The organism is Mycolicibacterium wolinskyi str. Jessa 2025 (assembly GCF_049241375.1).
Taxonomy (GTDB): domain Bacteria; phylum Actinomycetota; class Actinomycetes; order Mycobacteriales; family Mycobacteriaceae; genus Mycobacterium; species Mycobacterium wolinskyi.
In genome coordinates this window covers 2,115,486-2,139,317 of sequence record NZ_CP185960.1, presented here as the reverse complement: position 1 = coordinate 2,139,317, position 23,832 = coordinate 2,115,486, and the positions used below count along the sequence as shown (strand labels likewise).

22 protein-coding genes, 1 tRNA gene and 1 pseudogene are annotated in these 23,832 nt (G+C 67.5%); 9 read left to right on the top strand and 15 right to left on the bottom strand.

Annotated features, from left to right (window positions below; all coding sequences use genetic code 11):
• Nucleotides 1-141 precede the first annotated feature (141 nt).
• Nucleotides 142-891, top strand: a complete 750-nt coding sequence (locus tag ACOI2T_RS10675; RefSeq protein ID WP_409501870.1) for a potassium channel family protein — start codon at nt 142-144, stop codon at nt 889-891.
• 50 nt (nt 892-941) lie between these two features.
• Here ACOI2T_RS10675 and ACOI2T_RS10670 read toward each other — a convergent pair.
• Nucleotides 942-1,025, bottom strand: a tRNA-Leu gene (locus tag ACOI2T_RS10670).
• Between the two features lie 38 nt (nt 1,026-1,063).
• On the opposite strand from ACOI2T_RS10670, the gene ACOI2T_RS10665 reads away from it, so the two are divergent.
• The 3 genes from ACOI2T_RS10665 to ACOI2T_RS10655 are packed head-to-tail and all read left to right on the top strand — an operon-like array spanning nt 1,064 to nt 2,644.
• Nucleotides 1,064-1,858 carry a helix-turn-helix domain-containing protein gene (locus tag ACOI2T_RS10665; RefSeq protein WP_421876508.1) on the top strand — a complete coding sequence of 265 codons (795 nt, stop codon included), beginning with the start codon at nt 1,064-1,066 and terminating at the stop codon, nt 1,856-1,858.
• Nucleotides 1,859-1,900: 42 nt separating this feature from the next.
• Complete coding sequence (locus tag ACOI2T_RS10660; RefSeq protein WP_409501183.1) at nt 1,901-2,281, top strand: hypothetical protein; 381 nt, start codon at nt 1,901-1,903, stop codon at nt 2,279-2,281.
• Nucleotides 2,282-2,644 carry a DUF3817 domain-containing protein gene (locus ACOI2T_RS10655; protein WP_067858130.1) on the top strand — a complete coding sequence of 121 codons (363 nt, stop codon included), beginning with the start codon at nt 2,282-2,284 and terminating at the stop codon, nt 2,642-2,644.
• A 53-nt stretch (nt 2,645-2,697) separates the two neighbouring features.
• Here ACOI2T_RS10655 and rdgB read toward each other — a convergent pair whose 3' ends face one another.
• The 11 genes from rdgB to clpS all read right to left on the bottom strand — a co-directional run bounded on the left by rdgB (nt 2,698) and on the right by clpS (nt 10,087).
• Nucleotides 2,698-3,309: an RdgB/HAM1 family non-canonical purine NTP pyrophosphatase gene (gene rdgB, locus ACOI2T_RS10650; RefSeq protein ID WP_409501182.1), complete on the bottom strand. Its 612-nt coding sequence runs from the start codon at nt 3,307-3,309 to the stop codon at nt 2,698-2,700.
• A gap of 7 nt (nt 3,310-3,316) precedes the next feature.
• Complete coding sequence (gene rph / locus ACOI2T_RS10645) at nt 3,317-4,096, bottom strand: ribonuclease PH (protein ID WP_409501181.1); 780 nt, start codon at nt 4,094-4,096, stop codon at nt 3,317-3,319.
• A gap of 35 nt (nt 4,097-4,131) precedes the next feature.
• The gene (locus ACOI2T_RS10640; protein WP_067858138.1) at nt 4,132-4,905 is read right to left on the bottom strand and encodes a cyclic nucleotide-degrading phosphodiesterase; all 774 of its coding nucleotides are present in this window, start codon (nt 4,903-4,905) and stop codon (nt 4,132-4,134) included.
• Between the two features lie 63 nt (nt 4,906-4,968).
• Complete coding sequence (gene murI / locus ACOI2T_RS10635) at nt 4,969-5,793, bottom strand: glutamate racemase (RefSeq protein WP_409501180.1); 825 nt, start codon at nt 5,791-5,793, stop codon at nt 4,969-4,971.
• Nucleotides 5,790-6,467, bottom strand: coding sequence for a rhomboid family intramembrane serine protease (locus ACOI2T_RS10630; protein ID WP_067858144.1), 678 nt, complete (start codon nt 6,465-6,467; stop codon nt 5,790-5,792). The genes murI and ACOI2T_RS10630 overlap by 4 nt, the downstream gene beginning before the upstream one ends.
• Nucleotides 6,458-7,432, bottom strand: coding sequence for a cysteine synthase (locus ACOI2T_RS10625; protein WP_085143830.1), 975 nt, complete (start codon nt 7,430-7,432; stop codon nt 6,458-6,460). The genes ACOI2T_RS10630 and ACOI2T_RS10625 overlap by 10 nt, the downstream gene beginning before the upstream one ends.
• A gap of 3 nt (nt 7,433-7,435) precedes the next feature.
• Entirely contained in the window at nt 7,436-7,708 is a 273-nt protein-coding gene (locus ACOI2T_RS10620) for a MoaD/ThiS family protein (RefSeq protein WP_067858149.1), read from the bottom strand.
• A 10-nt stretch (nt 7,709-7,718) separates the two neighbouring features.
• The gene (locus ACOI2T_RS10615; RefSeq protein ID WP_198539030.1) at nt 7,719-8,102 is read right to left on the bottom strand and encodes a M67 family metallopeptidase; all 384 of its coding nucleotides are present in this window, start codon (nt 8,100-8,102) and stop codon (nt 7,719-7,721) included.
• A gap of 46 nt (nt 8,103-8,148) precedes the next feature.
• Nucleotides 8,149-9,168, bottom strand: a complete 1,020-nt coding sequence (locus ACOI2T_RS10610) for a P1 family peptidase (protein ID WP_409501869.1) — start codon at nt 9,166-9,168, stop codon at nt 8,149-8,151.
• 31 nt (nt 9,169-9,199) lie between these two features.
• A complete protein-coding gene (gene aosR / locus ACOI2T_RS10605) occupies nt 9,200-9,778 on the bottom strand; it encodes an oxidative stress transcriptional regulator AosR (protein WP_067858155.1) in 579 nt (192 codons plus the stop codon).
• Nucleotides 9,779-9,784: 6 nt separating this feature from the next.
• The gene (gene clpS / locus ACOI2T_RS10600) at nt 9,785-10,087 is read right to left on the bottom strand and encodes an ATP-dependent Clp protease adapter ClpS (RefSeq protein ID WP_067858158.1); all 303 of its coding nucleotides are present in this window, start codon (nt 10,085-10,087) and stop codon (nt 9,785-9,787) included.
• Between the two features lie 65 nt (nt 10,088-10,152).
• Here clpS and ACOI2T_RS10595 point away from each other — a divergent pair.
• From ACOI2T_RS10595 to ACOI2T_RS10585, 3 genes and pseudogenes are all read left to right on the top strand, one after another.
• Nucleotides 10,153-11,485, top strand: a pseudogene (locus ACOI2T_RS10595) (nicotinate phosphoribosyltransferase).
• A 102-nt stretch (nt 11,486-11,587) separates the two neighbouring features.
• Nucleotides 11,588-13,489 (top strand): ATP-dependent DNA helicase, encoded by a 1,902-nt coding sequence (locus ACOI2T_RS10590; protein ID WP_409501179.1) that lies wholly within the window; start codon nt 11,588-11,590, stop codon nt 13,487-13,489.
• A 90-nt stretch (nt 13,490-13,579) separates the two neighbouring features.
• Nucleotides 13,580-15,022, top strand: coding sequence for a neutral zinc metallopeptidase (locus tag ACOI2T_RS10585; RefSeq protein ID WP_067858234.1), 1,443 nt, complete (start codon nt 13,580-13,582; stop codon nt 15,020-15,022).
• A 13-nt stretch (nt 15,023-15,035) separates the two neighbouring features.
• Here the strand turns inward: ACOI2T_RS10585 and ACOI2T_RS10580 are convergent, their stop codons facing one another.
• The 3 genes from ACOI2T_RS10580 to ACOI2T_RS10570 all read right to left on the bottom strand — a co-directional run bounded on the left by ACOI2T_RS10580 (nt 15,036) and on the right by ACOI2T_RS10570 (nt 19,265).
• A complete protein-coding gene (locus tag ACOI2T_RS10580; protein WP_409501178.1) occupies nt 15,036-15,740 on the bottom strand; it encodes an MspA family porin in 705 nt (234 codons plus the stop codon).
• A 76-nt stretch (nt 15,741-15,816) separates the two neighbouring features.
• The gene (locus tag ACOI2T_RS10575; protein ID WP_421876500.1) at nt 15,817-16,665 is read right to left on the bottom strand and encodes a Vgb family protein; all 849 of its coding nucleotides are present in this window, start codon (nt 16,663-16,665) and stop codon (nt 15,817-15,819) included.
• Nucleotides 16,662-19,265, bottom strand: coding sequence for a glycosyltransferase family 1 protein (locus tag ACOI2T_RS10570; RefSeq protein WP_409501177.1), 2,604 nt, complete (start codon nt 19,263-19,265; stop codon nt 16,662-16,664). Before ACOI2T_RS10570 ends, ACOI2T_RS10575 begins: the two co-directional genes overlap by 4 nt.
• A gap of 201 nt (nt 19,266-19,466) precedes the next feature.
• Here ACOI2T_RS10570 and ACOI2T_RS10565 point away from each other — a divergent pair, with 201 nt between their 5' ends.
• Nucleotides 19,467-21,545, top strand: coding sequence for an alpha-1,4-glucan--maltose-1-phosphate maltosyltransferase (locus tag ACOI2T_RS10565; RefSeq protein ID WP_409501176.1), 2,079 nt, complete (start codon nt 19,467-19,469; stop codon nt 21,543-21,545).
• A 7-nt stretch (nt 21,546-21,552) separates the two neighbouring features.
• Entirely contained in the window at nt 21,553-23,760 is a 2,208-nt protein-coding gene (gene glgB, locus ACOI2T_RS10560) for a 1,4-alpha-glucan branching protein GlgB (RefSeq protein ID WP_409501175.1), read from the top strand.
• Nucleotides 23,761-23,832 lie beyond the last annotated feature (72 nt).

Sequence of the window (23,832 nt, the reverse complement as noted above, 5' to 3'; positions counted from 1 at the left end):
GCCAACCGGACCCGACGGCGTGTTCCCCGATTCCGACGTCGACAACATCGTCGCGATCCTCAACACGGTGAAGGCAATGCGATGCCGGCCGGGGTCGCCTGACAAACCGAGGCGCCGTGCCGCACACTCCTTGACGTGACGATGCAGCAACGGCGCCTCGACAATTGGGAACACCGTGCCGAGTGGCCGCTTGCGGCGGTGGCCGCGGTGTTCCTGGCGGCATACACGGTTGAGGTCCTCGTCCAGCCCCACGGGCTGGCCGCTCGTGCCATCAACATGGCGACCCTCCTCACGTGGGCGGTGTTCACCGCCGACTACGTCGCCCGGCTCTATCTGGCGCCGGACCGCAAGCAGTGGTTCGTGACGCACCTGTTCGACCTCATGATCGTCCTGTTGCCATTGCTGCGGCCGCTGCGGCTGTTGCGCCTCATCGTGCTCATCAGCGTGCTGCAGAAAGCCGTCGGCAACGCCATTCGCGGCAAGGTAGTCCTGTACACGATCTCGGGCGCGGTCCTACTTGTGTACGTCGCATCGCTGGCCGTCCTGCAGGCCGAGCGCGGGGCACCGGACGCCCACATCACCGACTTCGGTGACGCGGTCTGGTGGGCGATCACGACCATCACGACCGTCGGCTACGGCGACATGTACCCGGTCACGACGACGGGTCGAGTCATCGCGGCGCTCTTGATGATCGGCGGGATCAGCCTGGTCGGCTCGATCACCGCGACGATCGCGTCGTGGATCGTGCAGAGTGTCACGGTCGACGAAACCGCCACCGCGGCGGCCACAGCCGCCCACATCAATCAGCTCCGAGCCGAGATCGCGTCACTGCGGGAGGAGTTACGGGGCGCGCCGGTCATCGACGGCTCCGAAAGCCAGTACCGGTCTTGAAACCTGGTATCGCATGCGATAGCGCGTTTGCGAGGCACATGTGAGTTGAGTGCGGGCGGTGGGACTCGAACCCACAAACTCTTCCGAGCACGGGCACCTAAAGCCCGCATGTTTGCCAATTTCATCACGCCCGCGGCGCTCACGATGGTACCGCCCACTGTCGCCACTGATTGTGTCGGACGGCGCCAATATCGTCGAGGCACCACCCAGCGAGAGGGCATGCCGCATGCGATCGGCGGAGGAATTCAGCAACGTGATGACGCTTATCGCGGCCGGACTGAACGACTGCGAGATCTCACGTCGCACCGGAATCCCTCGTAAGACGGTCTGGCAGTGGCGGTGCAAGCCCGGCGTCCGAGACAGGTATGCCACTGATTCTTCGGGCCACTGCGCCGTCCATGACTTTTCCGCGCTTCCTCCAAAGGCCTACTGCTATGTCCTCGGGCTGTATCTCGGCGACGGCTGCATCTCGCGAGGAGCTCGGACGTGGCGTCTGAGGATCACGCTTGGCACGAAGTACCCGGGAATCATCGATAGCTGCCGTGAAGCGATCGATGTTCTCATGCCCGGGCAACATGCCGCTATCGTCCGCCGCAAAGATAACTGTGCCGATGTTTCTCACTGCTCGAACCATTGGCCGTGCTTGCTTCCGCAGCACGGTCCAGGCAAGAAGCACACGAGACCAATACGGCTTGAACCGTGGCAGAAAACTCTCGTCAAAGAAGCCACCGAGGAGTTTGTCCGCGGATTGATCCACAGTGACGGCTGCCGTGTGGTCGCCGACGATCGGGGCGTCAAGAGCATTCGCTATCACTTCTCCAATCGATCCGACGACATCCGCGGCCTGTATTGCGAGGCACTCGATGAGCTGGGAATTCCGTGGACCCGCCCCAGCAAGTACGACGTCGCCGTGTACCGCAAGGCAGCGACCGCTCGCCTCGACGAGTTCATCGGTCCCAAAGTCTGAGCGCACGGGAGCAACCCAAGCACCTCGCCGTACCATGGACGAATGTCCACTACACGCCGTAGGAGACCAGCGCTCATCCTGCTGGTGATCCTTGGCGCCGCCGGCTGCCTGGGGTTGGCGTGGTGGCAGTGGACCCGTTATGAGTCGGCGTCGGGCACGTTCCAGAATCTCGGCTATGCCCTGCAGTGGCCGATGTTCGCGGGCTTCTGCTTCTATGCCTATTACAAGTTCGTCCGGTATGAAGAGGCTCCGCCTGAGCGGCCCAAGAACGAGGTCACCGAGATTCCCGCGGGCCTGCTGCCCGAACGGCCCAAGCCCGCGCCCCGCGACGAGAGCGACCGGACTCTCTCCGAGTACAACGCATACCTTGCCGAGCTGGCGAAGTCGGATGCCATGCCCGAGAAGAAAGACAGGGACCGATAGATGACGTCACCCGAATCCCCCGCCGAAGCCGAAGGCGAGGTCTCGACCCCCAAGGAGACCATCCGCAAGGCGCTGCTCGGCTACCGCGTGTTCGCCTGGGCGACCGGCCTGTGGCTCATCGCGCTCTGCTACGAGATGGTGCTCAAATACATCGTGCAGGTTGACAATCCACCGGGTTGGATCGGCGTGGTGCACGGCTGGGTGTACTTCATCTACCTGATGTTCACGGCCAACCTCGCGGTCAAGATCCGCTGGCCCATCGGTAAGACGATCGGCGTCCTGCTGTCGGGCACGATCCCGTTCCTCGGCATCATCGTCGAGCATTTCAACACCCGAGACATCAAGCAGCGCTTCGGTCTGTAACCCGCCGAACGTTGGCTTGTGTTCTAGATGCGGCTGAAAAGTCGATCACAAGCTCACACTCGACGGGCAGCCAACTCCCGCAGCGCGGGCACCAGCAAGGCGAGCGCACGCCCACGATGTGAGGCCGCGTCCTTCTCGGCGGGCGTGAGCTCGGCCGCGGTACGTGTCGACCCTTCCGGCAGGAACACCGGGTCGTAGCCGAAGCCGCCGTCACCGCGGGGCTCGCGGGTGACCGTCCCGGGCCACTCCCCGCGCACCACCACAGACCCCGAGGCGGACACCAGCGCGCACGTCGAGACAAACGCCGCGCCCCGCCGCTCGGAAGGCACATCGGACAGCTGCGCGAGCAGTAGCCGAGTGTTCGCCGCATCATCCCCGTGTACGCCGGACCACCGTGCCGACAGCACCCCGGGCATACCGTTTAACGCGTCGACCGATATGCCGGAATCGTCTGCGACACAGGCTATTCCGGTCGCGACATACCCGTCGCGCGCCTTTGCCTCCGCGTTCTCCTCGAACGTGGCGCCGGTTTCGGGCGCCTCGTCGAACGGCGCCACGTCGGCCAACGACAGGAGCTCAAGCCCGGACACCCCGGCGGCGTCGAGCACGCGTCGCAGCTCGGCCAGCTTCTTGGGATTGCGGCTGGCGACCAGTAGCTGAGTCACCCCGATATCAGCTTCCGAAGGCCTTCTTCGGCGCCGGGCCTTCCGGCAGCACGCCCGGATACGGCTGCTCGAGCGCCTCGCGCTGAAGGACGAAGAGCTGCTCGCAGGCCCCGAGTGCGGCATCCAGCAGCTTGTCGAGCGTCGAGCGCGGGAACGTCGCGCCCTCACCGGTGCCCTGGATCTCCACGAGCGTGCCGGTGTCGGTGGCGACGACGTTCATGTCCACCTCGGCGCGGGAGTCCTCGGTGTAGGGCAGGTCGACGCGCACGCGCCCGTCGACCACGCCGACGGACACCGCCGCGATGGCACACGACAGCGGCCGCGGGTCCGACAGCCGCCCGGCCGCCGACAGGTATGTCACCGCATCGGCGAGCGCGACGTAGGCGCCGGTGATCGCCGCGGTGCGGGTGCCACCGTCGGCCTGCAACACATCACAGTCGACGGCAATGGTGTTCTCCCCCAATGCCCCAAGGTCGATGCATGCGCGCAGGGACCGCCCGATCAGCCGGCTGATCTCCTGGGTGCGCCCGCCTACGCGACCCTTGACCGATTCGCGGTCCGAGCGGTCGTGGGTTGCCGCGGGCAACATCGCGTATTCGGCAGTGAGCCAGCCCTGCCCCGACCCCTTGCGCCAGCGCGGTACCCCCTCGGTGACCGATGCCGTGCACATCACCCGGGTCTGGCCGAACTCGACCAATACCGACCCGGCCGGATGTGTGGTGAAGCCGCGGGTGATGACCACCGGACGCAGCTCGTCATCGAGCCGCCCATCTTCTCGTCTGGACACGCGCCAACCCTATCGGGTCGGTACGACGTTCCCTCTCAGACACCGCCCCGAGTGACATCGAAGACCTCGCCGCACACCACTGCGTGCACCGGGCCGTCGAACTCCGCCTTGGCTTCGCTGATGACGTCCTCGCGTGAGGTCCACGGCGGAATGTGGGTGAGCAGCAATTCACCGACGCCGGCAGCGGCGGCCGCGCGGCCGGCCTCGGTACCGGAAAGGTGAAGCTTGGGTGGTCGCGATGGGTCGTGCGTCCATGACGCTTCGCACAGGAACAGGTCGGCGCCGCGCGCCAGGTCGACGAGCGCATCGCAGTACCCGGTGTCGCCGCTGTAGACCAGGGTGGCGCCGGACGGATCGGTGAAGCGCATGCCGTAGGACTCGGTGGGGTGACACACCAGCCGCGGCGTCACGCTCAGTGTGCCGAGCTCGACGGTCTTGCCGTCTTCCCAGTGGCGAACTTCGAAGATGTCGGAGAAATCGTCGATTTCGTTGCCCTCGGGCGAGGATGCGGCGCCCAGCCGAGACCAGGTGTGTGCCGGCCCGTACATCAGCCCGCGCTCGGTCGCCGGCATCGGGTGATACCGCCGCCACACGAACAAGCCGGGCAGATCCAGGCAGTGGTCGGCATGCAGATGCGACAGCAGGACGTTGACCGAATTGGGATCGGCATAGCGCTGCAGCGCACCGAGCACACCGCCGCCGAAGTCGATAACCATCGGGATCGTGTCCGGTGCGGTGACGAGGTAGCCAGAAGCTGGCGAATCTGGGCCGACAACGCTGCCGGAGCATCCCAGTACGGTCAATCGCACAGTGTCTAGCTTGCCATGCTTGCTATGCACCTGGCCAAGACATGCCCGGTTTGGCGACAGAGATCATCTTCCGGCGCCGGCGTGACGCCGCACCGGGCATACTCCGTCCAGGCTCGGGCCAAGGAACCGGGCCGCCAATGCGGTGAAAGCCTCGGGATCGCCCGTCGCCTCGAACACGCGCCGCGCGGGCCCGGTCTCGTGTGGCCGCAGCAGATCCAGCTCGGTCAGTACCCGCAGCAGATCCTTCGCGGTCTCCTCGGCTGACGACACCAGAGTGACGTTGTCGCCCATGGCCAATTGGATGAGCCCCGACAGCATCGGATAGTGCGTGCAGCCCAGCACCAGGGTGTCGACCTCGGCCCGCTGCAACGGCTCCAGATAGCCCTCCGCGAGCCCGAGGACCTGGCGCCCGCTCGTGACCCCACGCTCGACGAAGTCGACGAACCGCGGACAGGCCACCCCGATCACCTCGGTGTCGCGCGCCGCGGTGAACGCGTCCTGGTATGCGCCCGACGCGATGGTCGCGGCGGTACCGATCACGCCGATGCGCCCGTTGCGGGTCGCGGCCACGGCCCGGCGCACCGCGGGCAGGATCACCTCGATCACCGGGACGGGCGAATAGCGCTCACGCGCATCCCGCAGGCACGCCGACGACGCGGTGTTGCAGGCGATCACCAAGGCCTTGACGCCACGCGACACCAGGTCGTCACCGATCGCCAGCGAATGGGCGCGGATCTCCGGGATGGTGAGCGGGCCGTAGGGCCCGTTGCCGGTGTCGCCGACGTAGACCATGTCCTCGTCGGGTAGTTGGTCGATGATGGCGCGGGCCACGGTGAGCCCGCCGACTCCGGAATCGAAGATGCCGATCGGCGCGAGTTGGTCGGTCATGAGTTCAGATACGGCTGGCTCCGTTTGCGTGCCTCGCGCGCCTTGCGTTCCGGCCCGGCCAGGAAGTAGGCGGCGACGACGCCGGCGATGGCCCCGCACAGATGCCCCTGCCAGGACACCCCGCCGCACGTGTTGAGCACCGGGACCGCACCCCACAGGATGCCGCCGTAGACGAACAGCACCACGATGCCGACGACGATCTGCCAGACGTGGCGGGTGAACCAGCCGAACACCAGCAGGAAGGTCAGCCAGCCGAAGATCAAGCCCGAGGCACCGATGTGGTTGGTCGGCAGCGGGCAGCCACCGACGTCGCCGATCAGCCACGTGCCGATCCCGCCGAGGATCCAGATGATCGCCGTCGCCCAGACGAACCGCGACATGCCGGCCAGGGTGACGAGAAACCCGAGCACCAGTGCGGGCACGGTGTTGGCGACGAGATGCTGCCAGTTGGCGTGCAGCAGCGGGGCGAACAGGATGCCCCACAACCCGTCGGTCTCCAGCGGGCGAATCCCGTTGCGGTCCAGGCGCCCCCCGGACAGCTGGTCGGCGAGTTCGATGACGTACAGCAGGGCGACAAAAGTAAGGATGGTGGCTCCGCCCACCTTCCACGCCGGCGGCTTCTTGTTCTTCGGCGTGGGGGCGACGGGGAATCCGGCGGAGCCACTCAAGCCCATAGCTGCCCTTCCAACGCGTCCTCGGCGTCATCCAGGCTACCGGCGTATGCGCCGGTCGACAGATACTTCCAACCGGCGTCGGCCACCACGAACGCGATGTCGGCCCGTTCACCGGCCTTGACCGCCTTGGCGGCCATCCCCAACGCGGCGTGCAGCACGGCTCCGGTGGAGATACCGGCGAAGATGCCTTCGCGTGTCACCAGTTCCCGCGTGCGCCGCACCGCGTCGAACGACCCCACCGAGAACCGGGTGGTGAGCACGTCGGCGTCGTACAGCTCGGGGATGAACCCCTCGTCGATGTTGCGCAGCGCGTAAACGCCCTCGCCGTAGCGCGGTTCGGCGGCCACGATCTGCACGCCGGGCACATGCTCGCGCAAGAACCGGCCGGTGCCCATCAGGGTTCCGGTGGTGCCGAGGCCCGCGACGAAGTGGGTGATCTCGGGCAGATCGGCGAACAGTTCCGGGCCGGTGCCGTAGTAATGCGCGTCGGTATTGGCGGGATTGCCGTACTGGTAGAGCATCACCCACGAAGGGTTTTCTGCGGCAAGCTCTTTCGCGGTCGCGACGGCGGTGTTGGATCCGCCCTCGGCCGGGCTGAAGATGATCCGGGCGCCGTAGAGCTCGAGGAGCTGGCGCCGCTCGATCGAGGTGTTCTCGGGCATCACGCAGATCATGTTGTAGCCCTTGAGCAGGGCCGCCATCGCGAGCGAGATGCCGGTGTTGCCGCTCGTGGGTTCCAGGATGGTGGCGCCCGGTGCCAGCAGGCCGTCGCGTTCGGCCTGCTCGATCATCCGCAGTGCGGGCCGGTCCTTGATCGACCCGGTGGGGTTGCGGTCCTCGAGCTTGGCCCACAGCCGGACGTGCGGCGTGCCGTCGTCGCCGTCATCCCACCGCGGCGACAGGTTCTGCAGCCCCACCAGCGGGGTGTCGCCGAGGGCCTGCAGCAGCGAGTCGTAACGCGCCATCAGCTATCCACCGGCGACGGCGGGCAGGATTGTCACCGAGTCGCCGTCGGAGATCGCGGTGTCGAGGCCGCCGGAGAACCGCACGTCCTCGTCGTTGACGTAGATGTTGACGAAGCGGTGCAGCTTGCCGTTATCGACGAGGCGGTCGGAGATGCCGGAGTAGTTGTTCTCCAGGTCGGTGATCACGGCCTGCAGGGTGTCGCCGGAGGCGCTCACGCGCTTTTGCCCACCGGTGTGCGGGCGGAGGATCGTGGGGATCGAGACGGTAACTGTCACGGGTTGCTCCTTATTGGTACTGCTCAACGATATCGACGGGTTCTTCGGTGACGACGCCGTCGACGATGCGGTAGCTGCGCAGCTCATGCTCGTCGGGGTCACGCGTGGAGATCAGCACGTAATGCGCGTCGGGCTCTTGGGCCAGGGAGATGTCGGTGCGGCTCGGGTACGCCTCGGTCGCGGTGTGCGAGTGATAGATGACGACGGGCACCTCGTCGGCATCGTCCATCGAGCGCCACACCTTGAGCTGCTCACCGGAGTCGAACCGGTAGAACGTCGGCGATCGTTCGGCGTTGGCCATCGCGATGAACCGCTCGGGCCGGTCGGAGCCGTCGGCGCCTGCGATGACCCCGCAGGCTTCATCGGGGTGGTCGGCCCGGGCGTGCGCCACCATGGCCTCGACGAGGTCGCGGCGTATCACGAGCACCTGTTTGCACCTTTCATTCGAACGCTCCGGGCAACATGTCACGGTAGGTCGGTATTCCGGCGACCGACTCGGCGGCCAGCAATCCGTCCACGACCGCGCGCGCCAGACAGTCCGCCGCGGCCGCGCCGACCTGCGTGACCAGCACCGTCTCGGGCGACATCGCGACCGGCGTTCTCGGATCCGGCGGCACCGTGATCGCGCCCGTGGCAAGCGCGAACACCGTATCCCCATCCAGCGGGGTGTGACACGGCCGGATGGTGCGCGCGAGCCCGTCGTGCGCGGCCACGGCGACGCGCCGGCACGCGGCCGGGCTGAGCGCGGCATCGGTGGCCACCACCGCGATGGTGGTGTTGAGCGGGCTGAGCTCGGAGCGCAGATCGGCGTATCCGGCCAGTTGATCGGCCGGCGGCGCGATGAGCCCGAACTCCTCGACGTACTCGCTCATCCACGGCAGGCCGGTCGCCGGGTCGACCGCGTCGCCTGCCGCGTTGACCACCACGAGCGCGCCGACGGTCACGCCGGATGCCAGCGTCACGGACGCGGTGCCGACCCCGCCCTTGAGTACACCGACCCGCGCTCCGACACCGGCACCGACGGTGCCGAGGGCGAACTCGGTGCCCGCAGCCTCCGCGGCCGCCCGCCCGAACTCGGCGGTCGGCCGGCAACTCCAGCCGCCCACCGGAAGGTCGAAGATCACCGCGGACGGGACGATCGGCACGACGCCGCCGTCCATCGCGACACCGCGGCCCTGTTCCTCGAGCCACGTCATGACGCCGTCGGCGGCGGCAAGGCCGTAGGCACTGCCGCCGGTGAGAACCACCGCGTCCACGTGGCGGACGGTGTTGATCGGGTCGAGCAGATCGGTTTCCCGGGTTCCCGGCGCGCCGCCGCGGCCGTCGACCGCGCCGACGGTGCCGGGCGGGGCCAGCACGACCGTGGTGCCCGACGCCCATCCCGAGCCGAGTGCCGCGTCCGGGTCGAGCCGGTGATGGTGGCCGACCTGGATGCCGCCGACGTCGGTGATCGAGCCCATCAGCACTGTCCGTTCTTCGCGCAAGCGCTCATTACTTCCCCATCAGGCCGAGCACCAGGTACTCCTGCAGAACCGTGAGCCACTGGTAAACGTCGAGATGCCCGGCCATCGGATGCTCCGGCGACAACCGGTCCGGCCCGTCGGGTCCGATGTCGAGCATGGTGCCGAGCGCGAGACGAACGTCGTTGACCGCGCTCGCCCAGGCCTGCGCGTCGTCCTCACTCAGCTCGAACTTGCCGCCGCCGTCCGGCACGGTGTCGAGCAGGCGTTGGGCCGCTTCGCGTTTGGCGTCGATGATCGCGGGCTCGTGCAGGCCGCGCAGCGCGCTGTTGAGGCTTTCGGCGGTACCCGAGCCGGCCGGGTGCTCGGTCTGCGGCCGGTAGAAGTCAGGCAGCAGACGCTTCATCGTGGCGTCCTGCGGCGGCTGCGGATTACCGGTCTTCATCCCGGTGATCGCTTCGAGTTCGTCTGTGGGGCCGGATGATTCGCGCTCGTCGAGCATGCCCACCAATGACCCGACCAGGCTCGACAGCAGCGCGGCCTCGTGCGCTGCGAGCGCCGACCGGAACCGCGGGCCGTTAGCGGTCTCGACCCGCTTCCATTTCCGCACCGGTGATCAGCGGTCCTGCTGCATGGTCGCCCACAGACCTGCCGCGTGAAGTTTGGAGACGTCGGTTTCCATCGACTCCCTGCTGCCCGCGGACACCACGGCCTTGCCCTCGTTGTGCACCTGCAGCATGAGCTTGGTGGCATGCGGCTCGCTGTAGCCGAACAACTTCTGGAAGACGTAGGTGACGTAGTTCATCAGATTGACCGGATCATCCCAGACGATGGTCACCCACGGGTTTTCGGTGGACTCAACGGTGGCGACATCGGATTCCTCACGGGTTCCCGGTCGGGCCTTCGCCGGTGTAACCATGCGCCCACAATACCGGCGCGATCCGGTGATCTTAAATCAGCCGTCGTTGCTCTACGGTTGCACATGTGACGGTCGCGCTGCTCACCGACAAATACGAGCTGACCATGCTTGCCGCTGCGCTGCGCGACGGCACCGCACACCGGCAGACGACGTTCGAAGTCTTCGCGCGCCGGTTACCCGAGGGCCGGCGCTACGGCGTGGTCGCGGGCACCGACCGCTTCGTGGAAGCGTTGGCAGAGTTCAGGTTCGATCAGCCGTCACTTGCGGCGCTCGCGGACTTCCTGGACTCCGAGAGCCTGGACTATCTGGCCGGCTACCGGTTCACCGGCGATGTCGAGGGCTACGCCGAGGGCGAGCTGTACTTCCCCGGCTCCCCCGTGCTGACCGTGCACGGCACATTCGCCGAGTGCGTGGTGCTGGAGACTCTGGTGCTGTCAATCTTCAACCACGACACGGCGATCGCCTCGGCGGCGGCCCGGATGGCCAGCGCCGCGCAGGGCAGGCCGATGATCGAGATGGGCTCGCGGCGCACGCACGAGCAGGCTGCGGTGGCCGCCGCGCGTGCCGCCTACCTGGCCGGCTTCGCCGGGTCGTCGAATCTGGAGGCCCAGCGCCGCTACGGGGTACCGGCCATGGGTACCGCGGCGCACGCCTACACGCTGCTGCACACCACGGCAGCGGGGCCCGACGAGCAGGCCGCGTTCCGCGGGCAGGTCGCCGCGCTCGGCGTCGACACGACACTGCTCGTCGACACCTACGACATCACCAAAGGCGTGGAGAACGCGATCGCCGCGGCCGGCCTGCAAGCTCGGGGCGGTACGCATCGACTCCGGCGATCTGGGTGTGCTGGCCCGCCAGGTGCGCCAGCAGCTCGACGAGCTCGGCGCGACCAAGACCCGCATCGTGGTCTCCGGCGACCTCGACGAGTTCGCCATCGCCGCGCTGCGCGCCGAGCCCGTCGACAGCTACGGCGTCGGCACGTCGGTGGTGACCGGGTCGGGCGCCCCGACCGCGAGCATGGTCTACAAACTCGTCGAGGTCGACGGTATGCCCGTGGCCAAACGCAGCAGCCACAAGGAATCCCATGGCGGCCGCAAGCAGGCGCTGCGCCTGGCCAAAGCCTCGGGCACCATCGTCGAAGAAGTGGTGTATCCGCATGGGCAACCGCCGGAGCCGCCGCCCGGCCTGACGGCGCGGCAACTCAGCGTGCCTCTCGTGAAGGGCGGCAGGCCCGTCGACGACACCGACGCGGCCGACAAACTGGCCGCCGCCCGCGACCGCGTGGCGGCCGGCCTGCACAGCCTGCCGTGGGACGGCCTCAAGCTCTCCCGCGGTGAGGCCGCCATTCCGACGCGCATGGTGCCGAGCGTCGTCGAACACCGCGGCGCAGACCGTTAGGAGCCGACCACGCCCGACTCTGCCACCACCAATCTCGTCACCAAACTGCTCGCCGTCGCCGTCGAGGGTCTTGGCGGCACGACCCGCACCGGCCAGATCCAGATGGCCGAGGCCGTCGCCCACGCCTTCGAATCGGGTGAGCACCTGGCCGTGCAGGCCGGCACCGGGACCGGCAAGTCGCTGGCCTACCTGGTACCGGCGATCGCGCGGTCCCTGCAGACCGAGCAGCCGGTCGTGGTGTCGACGGCCACGATCGCCCTGCAGCGCCAGCTCGTCGACCGTGACCTCCCCCGGCTCGCGGATTCGCTCACCGATGTGCTGCCCCGCCGCCCCCGGTTCGCGTTGCTGAAGGGTCGCGGAAATTACTTGTGCCTCAACAAGGTTCACAACGGGGCCGCGACCGAACCGGACGATCGCCCGCAGGACGAGCTGTTCTCGCCGATGGCGGTCAGCGCACTGGGGCGCGACGTCCAGCGGCTCATCGAATGGTCGTCGGACACCGAGACCGGCGACCGCGACGAGTTGGTTCCCGGTGTGCCCGACCGGTCATGGGGTCAGGTCAGCGTGTCGGCGCGCGAGTGCATCGGGGTGTCGCGCTGCCCATTCGGCACCGACTGCTTCGCCGAGCGAGCCAGGGCAACCGCCGGCGCGGCAGATGTTGTCGTCACCAATCACGCCCTGCTGGCCATCGACGCGCTCTCGGACTTCGCGGTCCTGCCGGAATACGAACTGCTCGTGGTCGACGAGGCGCACGAACTGGCCGACCGGGTCACCGGCGTGGCCACCGGGGAACTGTCCCCGACGTCGATGGGCGTCGCGCACCGGCGCATGGCCCGGCTCGTCGATGCCGAACTGGCCCAGCGCTTCGAAGCCGCGACCGCAACGCTGTCCTCGATGCTCTTCGACATTCCCGCCGGCCGCATCGACGTTCTCGACGAGGAATTCGCGACGTATCTGACCGCACTGCGTGATGCGGCGAACGCCGCCAGGACCGCGATCGACACGTCGCCGAGCGACCCGAAGGCCGCGTCGGCGCGCACCGAGGCGGTCACCGCCCTCAACGACGTCAGCGACACCGCCACCCGCGTCCTGACGTCGTTCGTCCCCGCGATCCCGGACCGCACCGACGTCGTGTGGGTCGACCACGAAGAATCGCGTGGGACAACGCGATCCATCCTCCGCGTCGCGCCGATGTCAGTGTCGGGCCTGCTGCGAACGAGGCTGTTCGCCCACACCACCGCGGTGCTGACGTCGGCAACGCTGACATTGGGCGGCAACTTCGACGCAATGGCGCGCAACTGGGGTTTGGCCGGTTTCGAGGAGAACGCCGAACCGGGCTGGCGCGGCCTTGACGTCGGGTCGCCGTTCGAGCATGCGAAGTCGGCGATTCTATACGTCGCCAAGCACTTACCCGCACCGGGCCGCGACGGCACCGGCGCCGAGGCGCTCGATGAGATCGCGGGTCTGATCACGGCGGCCGGCGGCCGCACGCTGGGCCTGTTCTCGTCGATGCGCGCGGCCAAGGCGGCTGCCGAGGTGATGCGCGAACGGCTCACCACGCCGGTTCTGTGTCAGGGCGAAGACACCACTTCGGCTTTGGCGCAACGCTTTTCGGCCGATCCGGAGACATCGTTGTTCGGCACCCTCTCGCTGTGGCAGGGCGTCGACGTGCCAGGGCCATCACTGTCACTGGTCATCATCGACCGGATTCCCTTCCCGCGCCCCGACGATCCGCTGCTGACCGCACGACAACGGGCCATCAGCGCACGTGGCGGCAACGGGTTCATGGCCATTGCCGCCAACCACGCCGCGCTGTTGCTGGCGCAGGGGGCCGGTCGGTTGCTGCGGCACACCGACGACCGTGGTGTGGTGGCGGTGCTGGATTCGCGGCTCGCGACCGCGCGTTACGGCGGTTATCTGCGCGCCTCACTGCCGCCGTTCTGGGCGACGACCGACCCGGACCGAGTGCGGCAGGCCCTGCTGCGGCTGCGCCGCGCGAGCTGATAACACGGCCCGCCGTCCGGGTATTCACTATTCTGACGGCAACGTCCGCGAGCCATCCTGGCCGCTCGAGTGCACCGGAAGGCGGCACCCATGAGCCGACGGCACCTGTTCGGCGCTGTGATAGCAACGTGTGTGGTACTGCCGCTGGCCGCTTGCTCGACGCTGGTCGAAGGCACCGCCGTCTCGGTGTTCGACGACCCGTTCTCGGTTGCCGGGATGCCCGCGACCGACGGTCCGAGCGGTTTGCGCCCGGATGCCTCGGAGCCGTCCCGGGATGCCACCGACACCGACGGCGGCAAGATCGACAATCTGGCCGTCAGCGCGGTCAGCGACGTCGAGGAGTTCTGGTCGACCGCGTACAGCGAGACGTTCGAGGGTGAGTTCGAACCGGTCGAAGAGCTGATCTCGTGGGACGCCGAGAGTTTCGACGGCGAATTCTGCGGGCTGGAGACCTACGGTCTGGTCAACGCCGCGTTCTGCAAACCCGACCGGACCATCGGCTGGGACCGCGGTGTGCTGTTACCGGCGCTGCGCCAGCTCAACGGCGACATGGGTGTCGTGATGGTGTTGGCCCACGAGTACGGGCACGCGATCCAGCAGCAGGCCAAGCTGGTTCGGCGCAACACACCCACGCTGGTGGCCGAACAGCAGGCCGACTGCCTGGCCGGCACGTACATGCGCTGGGTGGCCGAGGGCAATTCGCCGCGCTTCACGCTCAGCACCGGCGACGGTCTCAACAATCTGCTCGCGTCGGTCATCGGGTTCCGCGACCCGTTGCTCAGCGAGGCCGACGTCGAAGTCGGGGTCGACGAACACGGTTCGGCGTTCGAACGGATTTCGGCTTTCCAGTTCGGATTCACCGACGGGGCGTCGGCGTGCGCGACGATCGACGTCAAGGAGATCAATCAGCGCCGCGGCGACCTCCCGGTGCTCCTTCCCGAGGACCAGACCGGGGAGCTGCCCATCACCGAGCAGTCGGTGCGGTCCATGATCGACGCGCTCAACGTCCTGTTCAAACCGCGCGTTCGGCCCGAGCTGAGCTTCGACACCGCCGCGGCCGAGGACTGCCCGAGCGCGCGGCCCAGTCCGCCGGTCTCGTACTGCCCGGACACCAACACGATCGTCGTCGACCTCGACGAGCTCGAGGTGCTCGGCCTGCGTCCCGAAGAGCAGGAGGCCGGCGGCCTTGCGGCCGGTGACAACACCGCCTACTCGGTGCTGATATCGCGGTACATGCTCGCGTTGCAGCACGAACGCGGCCTGGTGCTCAACAACGCGGAGGCGGCGCTGCGCACGGCATGCCTGGCGGGGGTGGCGACCGCCAAGATCACCCAGCCCGTCACCACGCCCGACGGCAACACGATCGTCCTGACGGCGGGCGATCTCGACGAGGCGGTCTCGGGCATCCTCACCAACGGCATGGTGGCCAGCGACGTCAACGGCGAGTCGGTGCCGTCGGGATTCTCCAGGATCGACGCGTTCCGGGTCGGCATCCTCGGCGACGAGGAGCGCTGCCTCAAACGCTTCGCGTGAGATGCACCGGTAGTCAGACCACCTTCGTCACGCCGTACCAGGCCAAGACGGCCTCGGACTCGTCGGTCGACCGGGTGAGTATCGCGTAGGAGCGGATGAACGACTGGCCGACGCAGCCGTCGATCTTCACCCGGAAATTGCTGATCATCACCCACGGATCGGTCCCTTCGAACTGCTTTTCCGCGACCGGGACGACGTTGATGATGCCGGGTTTGAGCCCGACGGTGATGCCGCCGCCGATGTTGCCGCCGATGCCGGGGAGGATGCCCTCCGGCAGCGGGGAGATCACGTCGGTGCCGATGACACCGATGGACGGGTTGATGCCTGCGGTCCCCGTCAGCGAGACGCCGTTGGACGTGCTCATGTCGATACCGCAGCCGATCTGATAGCCGGCCTCCAACGCGCCACGCGCCTCTTCGCCGATGTCGGGCCCGGACATCTTCCCGACGTAGGTGCCGCCGACGACGTATTCGCGCGACGACACCGCGGTGGTCAGCGGAGCTACGACGGCCTGGGTCTCGTCGCGTGCCGATACGGTGAGCTCCCAGCCGTCCGGCGTCTTCGTGGTGGCGGGCGGGGTCGATTCCACGAGCCCCACGACGATCGCCGGTTCGGCCTGCGGGGGTGCGACGTCGGCTTCCGGATCGGCCGACGCCTGCGGTGCGCAGACCGCGTAGGCGACGACGACGGTCAACAGTGCCAACGGACGAATCAACACAGGCGGCCTCTCGTTACAGTTCCCCACGGGAACGTATCGCCTATGTGATTACCCGACCGTCGATTTCCGCGGAAGGTCAGGTCGGCATTCGCAGCACGAACCCCGCTTCGAGCGCCACCCAGGCGGCACCGTCGGGACCGATGGCCAGGCCGTGCGGCTCGCTGCCGCTGGGTAGGTCGATCGTCACGACCTCACCGTCACCGCTGATCCGGGCGAGCTGGTCGGCGCCCCACAGACTCACCCACACACCGTCGGCCGGGTCGGCGACGACGGCATGCGGCTTACCGGGCAGGTCGAGTTCCTGGATGGCGTCGTCCATCGGGATGCGGCCGACCTTGTCGGCCTGGATCTCGGTGAACCACACCGCATCGTCGTGTGTTGCCGCGATACCCACCGGACCTGCTGCGGCAGTGGGCAATTCACGCACGCTGAGGCTGCCGTCGGTGTCGAGCCTGCCGATGGCGTTGCCCTGGTTGATGGTGAACCACAGCGCGCCGTCAGGACCGGTGGTGATCATCGACGGCATTCCGCCCACCACGATCTCGCTCGTGATCTCGCCGTCGGTGGTGATCCGGCCGATCGCTCCGGACGTCATCGCGGTGAACCACAACGCGCCGTCCGTGCCTGCCGTGATGCCGAACGGCGCACTGTCCTCGGGCAACTCGTAGGCGCTCAACTCCCCCGCCGTGGTGATCCGGCCGATCCGGTCGTCACCGGCACGGGTGAACCACAACGCGCCGTCGGGCCCTGCGGTGATGATCGACGGCCGTGCCCCTGCCGCGACCGGATACGTCGTGACCTCACCGTCGGGCGAGACTCGCGCGATCGCACCCGCGTGCACGAGCGTCACCCACATGGCGCCGTCCGGCCCGGCCGTCAGCGCGTAGGGCCCACCGTCGATCGAGACCTTGAGTGACTTGCTCAAGCCAGCGTCACCAGACCGAGCTCGGTGTCGGCGGCCAGCAGGGGGTGATGCGGCAGCACCCGCACGGTGTACCCGACCGGCCCGGCCACCGGAAGCGGCGTAGTGGTCGAGAACACTTCGGTGCCGCCGTCGCCGGATCCGGTGTGGTTCATCGGCACCGTCACGGGGTCGACGATCGAGTCCCCGGCATCGACGCGGCCCAGGACGGCCTGCACCACGACCTCGTGGGGCCGCAGCCCGGCCAGCTGAACGGTCGCGGTGAGCGTCAACTCCGAGCCGAGCAGCGGCGTGTCCGGCAACCCGTAGCTGTCGACATCGGTGATCTCGATCTTGGGCCACGCCTCCTCGGCGCGGTTGCGGTATTCGGCCAGCTCGCGCGCCGCGCCGAACGGCTCGCCGGAGGCCGCCTCGACGGTCTTGCGCAGCGACTGCGCGGCGGGCAGGTAGTACTTCTCGGTGTAGTCCCGCACCATGCGCGAGGCCAGCACCTTCGGGCCGAGCACCCGCAGCGTGTGGCGCACCATCTCGACCCAGCGGGTCGGCACGCCGTGCTCGTCACGCTCGTAGAACTTGGGCGCCACCGTGCTCTCGAGGAGGTCGTACAGTGCGGCGGCCTCCAGATCGTCGCGGCGCGTTTCGTCGGCGAGACCGTCGGCCGTGGGAATCTCCCAGCCGTTCTCGCCGTCGTACCACTCGTCCCACCAGCCGTCGCGGATCGACAGGTTCAACCCGCCGTTGAGCGCACTCTTCATGCCCGACGTGCCGCACGCCTCCAGCGGCCGCAGCGGGTTGTTCAACCACACGTCGCAGCCCCAGTACAGCAGCCGGGCCATGGACATGTCGTAGTCCGGCAGGAACGCGATACGGTGGCGGACTTCCGGCCGGTCGGCAAAGCGCACCACCTGCTGGATCAGTGCCTTGCCGCCGTCGTCGGCCGGATGCGACTTGCCCGCGACGATCAACTGCACGGGCCGCTTCTCGTCGAGCAGCAGCTTCTCCAGGCGTTCCGGATCGCGCAGCATCAGGGTCAGGCGCTTGTAGGTCGGCACCCGGCGGGCGAAGCCGATGGTGAGCACCGAGGGGTCGAAAGCCGTTGCGATCCATCCCAATTCGGCATCGGAGGCGCCACGCTCCAACCAGGATCGGCGCAGCCGGTCCCGCACATCGGCGATCAGCGTCTCGCGCAGCTGGGACCGGATCCACCACAGGTGACCGGGATCGACCTGCTGCAGTTTCTCCCACACCGTCGTCTCGGCCGCAGTCTCGGCGACCTCTGCGCCGAGCAGCTCACGCCCGAGCTCCAGCCACTGCGGCGCGGCCCAGGTCGGGGCGTGCACACCATTGGTGATCGAGCCGATCGGCACCTCGTTCGGGTCGAACCCGGGCCACAGTTCGTTGAACATCGACCGGCTGACCCGGCCGTGCAGCAGTGACACCCCGTTGGCCCGCTGCGCGAGCCGCAGACCCATGTGGGCCATGTTGAACTTCGACGGATCGTCCTCGGCGCCGAACGCGACAACGCGTTCCAACGGAACACCGGGCAGCAGCCGGGAGTCCGCGGGACCACCGGCGGGACTGCCGAAGTATCGCTTGACCATCTCGACCGGGAACCGGTCGATACCGGCGGGCACCGGCGTGTGCGTGGTGAACACCGTCGAGGACCGCACGACCGTCAACGCGGTGTCGAAGTCCAGCCCGGCCGAGACCAGTTCGCGGATGCGCTCGACACCGAGGAAACCGGCATGTCCCTCGTTCATGTGGAAAACCTCGGGCGCCGGGATGTCCTCGGCCTCGATGAAGGCACGGATGGCGCGCACCCCACCGATGCCGGCGAGAATCTCCTGCTTGATTCGGTGTTCCTGGTCACCGCCGTAGAGCCGGTCGGTGACGCTGCGCAGATCGTGTTCGTTCTCCGGTATGTCGGAATCCAGCAGCAGCAACGGAATACGGCCGACCTGGGCGATCCAGACACGCGCCCGCAGATCTGTCGAGTCGGGCAACGCCAACTCCACCAGTACCGGATCGCCTGCCTTGTCGGTGAGCAGGCGCAGCGGCAAACCCTGCGGATCGAGCGACGGATAGTTCTCGTGCTGCCAGCCGTCGGCGGTCAGCGACTGCCGGAAGTAACCGGAGCGGTAGTACAGACCGACCGCGATCAGCGGCAGTCCCAAATCCGACGCGGACTTCAGGTGATCCCCGGCGAGAATGCCCAGACCGCCCGAGTAGTTCGGCAGCACCTTGGCCACGCCGAACTCCATCGAGAAGTAGGCGATGCCCTTGGGCATCTCGACGCCGCTGTCGGCTTGCTGCTGGTACCACAGCGGGCGGGTCAGGTAGTTGTCCAGATCTGCGGCCAGCTCACCCAGGCGCGCGACGAACGAGTCGTCGCCGGCGAGTTCGTCGAGCCGCTTGGGGTTGACGGCGCCGAGCAGCGCGACCGGATCTCCGTCGGTCTGGCGCCACAGATCGGGATCGATCACCGCGAACAGGTCCTGCGTGGGTTTATGCCAGGACCAGCGCAGGTTGATCGACAGTCGTTCCAGCGCGGCCAATCGCTCCGGGAGGTGGGCGCGGACGGTGAACCTGCGAAGGGCTTTCACGCGACACAACCTTACTGACAAATCCTGTACTCGCAGCAGACGGCGATGGTGCTGTGACCCGGCACGCATGCGCTTCACCCGCGCGTGATTGGCCAGCCCACTACGGTGGGTATGAGACGCGACACGGGCAGTGAAAACGACAGTGAAACGGGACAGCGGCCAGTGCAGCGACGGCGCCGCGTTGACGTGAGGAGTGGATGGGTGGCCGGTCGTATCGGAATCGACGACGTCGCGCCTGTGGTTTCCGGCGGACGCTTCCCTGCCAAGGCCGTCGTGGGCGAGGTGGTGCCGGTGCGGGCCACGGTGTGGCGCGAAGGCCACGACGCCGTCGCCGCCACGCTGGTGGTGCGCTATCTCGGCACGGACTTTCCGCGGCTGGCGACCGGGCCGGGTACGGCGAGCCCCGCGGTGCCCATCGAGTCGGTCGTCCGGCCCGGCCAGCGGATAAAACCGCAGGCCCTGCGGATGTCGAAAGGCCGCACCCCGGATGTGTTCCACGGCGAGTTCACACCGGACAGCGTCGGTTTGTGGACGTATCGGGTCGACGGCTGGGGCGATCCGCTGGCCACCTGGCGACACGCGGTCGAGACGAAACTCGAAGCCGGGCAGAGTGAGGGCGAGCTGTCCAACGACCTGCTCGTCGGGGCGCGCCTGCTGGAACGTGCCGCAGCCGGGATGCCGCGCAAACTACGGGATCCGCTGCTCGAGGCGGCGGCCGCGCTCCGCACGCCCGGCGACCCGTTCACGCGCGCGGGCGCGGCGCTGTCGGCCGAGGTGTCCGAGTTGCTCATGCAGTACCCGTTGCGCGAATTGGTAACGCGCGGCGACCAATACGGCGTGTGGGTGGACCGGCCGCTGGCCCGGTTCAGCTCGTGGTACGAGATGTTCCCGCGGTCCACCGGCGGCTGGGACGACGACGGCCACCCGGTGCACGGCACATTCACCACCGCGGCGGCCGCGCTGCCCCGCATCGCGCGCATGGGATTCAACATCGTCTACCTGCCGCCCATCCATCCGATCGGCAAGATACATCGCAAGGGGCGCAACAACTCGGTGACCGCCGCCCCCGGTGATGTCGGGTCGCCGTGGGCGATCGGCAGCGACGAAGGCGGGCACGACGCGGTGCACCCCGCGTTGGGCACCATCGACGATTTCGACGCGTTCGTCGCCGCGGCCAGGGACACGGGTCTCGAGGTGGCACTGGACCTCGCGCTGCAATGCGCTCCGGATCACCCATGGGCCAAAGAGCACCGCGAGTGGTTCACGGTGCTGCCCGACGGCACCATCGCCTATGCCGAGAACCCGCCCAAGAAGTACCAGGACATCTACCCGCTGAACTTCGACAACGACCCGGCCGGCCTCTATCACGAGGTGCTCCGCGTGGTGCGATTCTGGATCTCGCACGGGGTCAAGGTATTTCGGGTCGACAACCCGCACACCAAACCGCCGAACTTCTGGGCCTGGCTGATCGCGGAGGTCAAGAACGAGGACCCCGACGTCCTGTTCCTGTCCGAGGCGTTCACCCGGCCGGCCCGGCTCTACGGCCTGGCCAAACTCGGCTTCACCCAGTCCTACACGTATTTCACCTGGCGCACCGCGAAGTGGGAGCTCACCGAGTTCGGTGAGGAGATCGCGAAGTACGCCGACTGCGCGCGCCCGAGCCTGTGGGTCAACACGCCCGACATCCTGCACGAGAGCCTGCAGCACGGCGGCCCCGGCATGTTCGCGATCAGAGCGGTCCTCGCGGCGACGATGAGCTCGTCATGGGGGGTGTACTCGGGATACGAGCTGTTCGAGCACCGCCCGGTGCGCGAGGGCAGCGAGGAGTATCTCGACTCCGAGAAGTACGAGTTGCGGCCACGCGATTTCGAGGGCGCCCTGGCCGCCGGTGAGTCGCTGGAGCCGTTTTTGGCCCGGCTCAACGAGATCCGACGGCTGCATCCCGCGCTCCGTCAACTGCGGACCATCAAGTTCCACCACCTCGACAACGACGCCCTGCTGGCTTACAGCAAGTTCGATCCGATCACCGGCGACACCGTGCTCGTGGTCGTGACCCTCAACGCATTCGCGCCAGAAGAGGCGACATTGTGGTTGGACATGGCCGCACTGGGTATGGAGTCATATGACCGGTTCTGGGTGCGTGACGAGATCACCGGCGAGGAATACCAGTGGGGGCAGTCCAACTACGTCCGCATCGACCCGGCCAAAGCGGTCGCGCACGTGTTGAACATGCCGCTCGTACCGTACGAGAAACGACTCGGCTTGCTACGCAGGGAATGAGGGCGAGATGACGAGAACCAATCAGCTCACCAACGCACGACTGCGGCCCGACCCGTCGGATATTCATCGGTTGGTGGCCGGCGAGCACCACGATCCCCATTCGGTGCTCGGCGCGCACGAATACGGCGACCACACCGTCATCCGCGCCTACCGGCCGCATGCGGCCAAGGTCGAGGCCGTGATCGGCGGTGAGCGCTATCCGTTGCAACACGTCGAATCCGGACTGTTCGCGGTGGCCGTACCGTTCACCAACCTCGTCGACTACCGGCTCGAAGTCGGTTATCCCGGTGCGGAGGACACGATCCACACCCATACGACGGCCGACGCCTACCGGTTCCTGCCGACGCTCGGCGAACTGGATCTGCACCTGTTCGCCGAGGGCCGCCACGAGCGGCTCTGGGAGATCCTCGGCGCGCACCCGCGTACGTTCACGACGCCCGACGGCGTGGTCGAAGGCGTGTCGTTCGCGGTGTGGGCCCCGAATGCCAAGGGCGTCAGCCTGATCGGCGATTTCAACCACTGGGACGGCAACGAGGCGCAGATGCGGGTGCTGGGCTCGTCGGGGGTCTGGGAGCTGTTCTGGCCGGGCTTTCCCGTCGACGGCCTCTACAAGTTCCGCGTCCACGGCGCCGACGGGGCAGTCAGCGACCGCGCCGATCCCATGGCCTTCGCCACCGAGGTGCCGCCGCAGACCGCGTCCCGGGTCACCAGCAGTGCCTACACCTGGAACGACGACGACTGGATGACGCGCCGGGCCGGGCTCAACCCGGTGTTCGAGCCGATGAGCACCTACGAGGTGCACCTCATGTCGTGGCGGCCGGGGCTGAGCTACCGGCAGCTGGCCACCGAGCTCACCGAATACGTTGTGGAGCAAGGCTTCACCCACGTCGAATTGCTGCCGGTGGCCGAGCACCCGTTCGGCGGGTCGTGGGGCTACCAGGTCACGTCGTACTATGCGCCGACGTCGCGGTTGGGCAGTCCCGACGACTTCCGCTATCTGGTCGATCAGCTGCACCAGGCCGGCATCGGGGTGATCGTCGACTGGGTGCCCGCCCACTTCCCGAAGGATGCCTGGGCATTGGGCCGATTCGACGGGACGGCGCTCTACGAGCACTCCGACCCGCGCCGCGGTGAACAACTCGACTGGGGCACCTACGTTTTCGACTTCGGCCGCCCCGAGGTGCGCAATTTCCTCGTCGCCAACGCCCTCTACTGGTTGCAGGAATACCACGTCGACGGACTGCGCGTGGACGCCGTCGCCTCCATGCTCTACCTCGACTACTCCCGCCCCGAAGGCGGCTGGACACCCAACATCCACGGCGGCCGCGAGAACCTCGAAGCCGTGCAGTTCCTGCAGGAGATGAACGCGACCGTGCACAAGGTCGCACCGGGCATCGTCACCGTGGCCGAGGAATCCACCTCGTGGCCGGGCGTCACTCGCCCGACAAACCTTGGCGGCCTTGGCTTCTCGATGAAGTGGAACATGGGCTGGATGAACGACACGCTCGACTACATCAGCCGCGATCCCGTGTACCGCAACTATCACCACCATGAGATGACGTTCTCGATGCTCTACGCGTTCAGCGAGAACTACGTGCTGCCGATCAGCCATGACGAGGTCGTGCACGGCAAGGGCACGCTGTGGGGCCGGATGCCCGGCGGAGATCACGAGAAGGCGGCAGGCCTGCGCAGCCTGCTCGCCTATCAATGGGCACATCCGGGCAAGCAGCTGCTGTTCATGGGCCAGGAGTTCGGACAGCGCGCCGAGTGGTCCGAGGAACGTGGGCTGGACTGGTTCCAGCTCGACGAGCAGGGCTTCTCCGGCGGCGTGCAGCGGCTGGTGCGCGACCTCAACGAGATCTACCGCAGCCACCCGGCGTTGTGGAGCCGCGACACGAGCCCCGAGGGGTATTCGTGGATCGACGCCAACGATTCGGCCAACAACGTACTGAGCTTCCTGCGGTTCGGCAGCGACGGGTCGATGCTCGCCTGCGTCGTCAACTTCGCCGGAAGCGAGCACAGCCAGTACCGGCTCGGACTCCCCCACGCCGGGACCTGGCGCGAAGTGCTCAACACCGATGCCACGCTCTACAACGGCTCGGGGATCGGCAACCTCGGCGCGGTGGAGGCCACCGACGAGCCGTGGCACGGCCGCCCGGCGTCGGCCGTGATGGTGCTGCCGCCGCTGGCGATGCTGTGGTTCGAGCCCGCGTAGTCTCCTCGCCGAGCAGACGGAGAATCGCGTTACCGAACGCCGTTACGTGCGACTCTGTGTCTGCTCGGCGGG

Excerpts from the sequence above, each read along its gene's own strand:
- ACOI2T_RS10675 (WP_409501870.1), top strand. The coding sequence starts at position 142 with ATGCAGCAACGGCGCCTCGACAATTGGGAACACCGTGCCGAGTGGCCG.
- ACOI2T_RS10660 (WP_409501183.1), top strand. The coding sequence starts at position 1,901 with ATGTCCACTACACGCCGTAGGAGACCAGCGCTCATCCTGCTGGTGATC.
- ACOI2T_RS10655 (WP_067858130.1), top strand. The coding sequence starts at position 2,282 with ATGACGTCACCCGAATCCCCCGCCGAAGCCGAAGGCGAGGTCTCGACC.
- murI (WP_409501180.1), bottom strand. The coding sequence starts at position 5,793 with ATGACCGACCAACTCGCGCCGATCGGCATCTTCGATTCCGGAGTCGGC.
- ACOI2T_RS10630 (WP_067858144.1), bottom strand. The coding sequence starts at position 6,467 with ATGGGCTTGAGTGGCTCCGCCGGATTCCCCGTCGCCCCCACGCCGAAG.
- ACOI2T_RS10625 (WP_085143830.1), bottom strand. The coding sequence starts at position 7,432 with ATGGCGCGTTACGACTCGCTGCTGCAGGCCCTCGGCGACACCCCGCTG.
- ACOI2T_RS10615 (WP_198539030.1), bottom strand. The coding sequence starts at position 8,102 with ATGGTGGCGCACGCCCGGGCCGACCACCCCGATGAAGCCTGCGGGGTC.
- ACOI2T_RS10610 (WP_409501869.1), bottom strand. The coding sequence starts at position 9,168 with ATGGGCTCGATCACCGACGTCGGCGGCATCCAGGTCGGCCACCATCAC.
- clpS (WP_067858158.1), bottom strand. The coding sequence starts at position 10,087 with ATGGTTACACCGGCGAAGGCCCGACCGGGAACCCGTGAGGAATCCGAT.
- ACOI2T_RS10590 (WP_409501179.1), top strand. The coding sequence starts at position 11,588 with ATGGCCGAGGCCGTCGCCCACGCCTTCGAATCGGGTGAGCACCTGGCC.
- ACOI2T_RS10585 (WP_067858234.1), top strand. The coding sequence starts at position 13,580 with ATGAGCCGACGGCACCTGTTCGGCGCTGTGATAGCAACGTGTGTGGTA.
- glgB (WP_409501175.1), top strand. The coding sequence starts at position 21,553 with ATGACGAGAACCAATCAGCTCACCAACGCACGACTGCGGCCCGACCCG.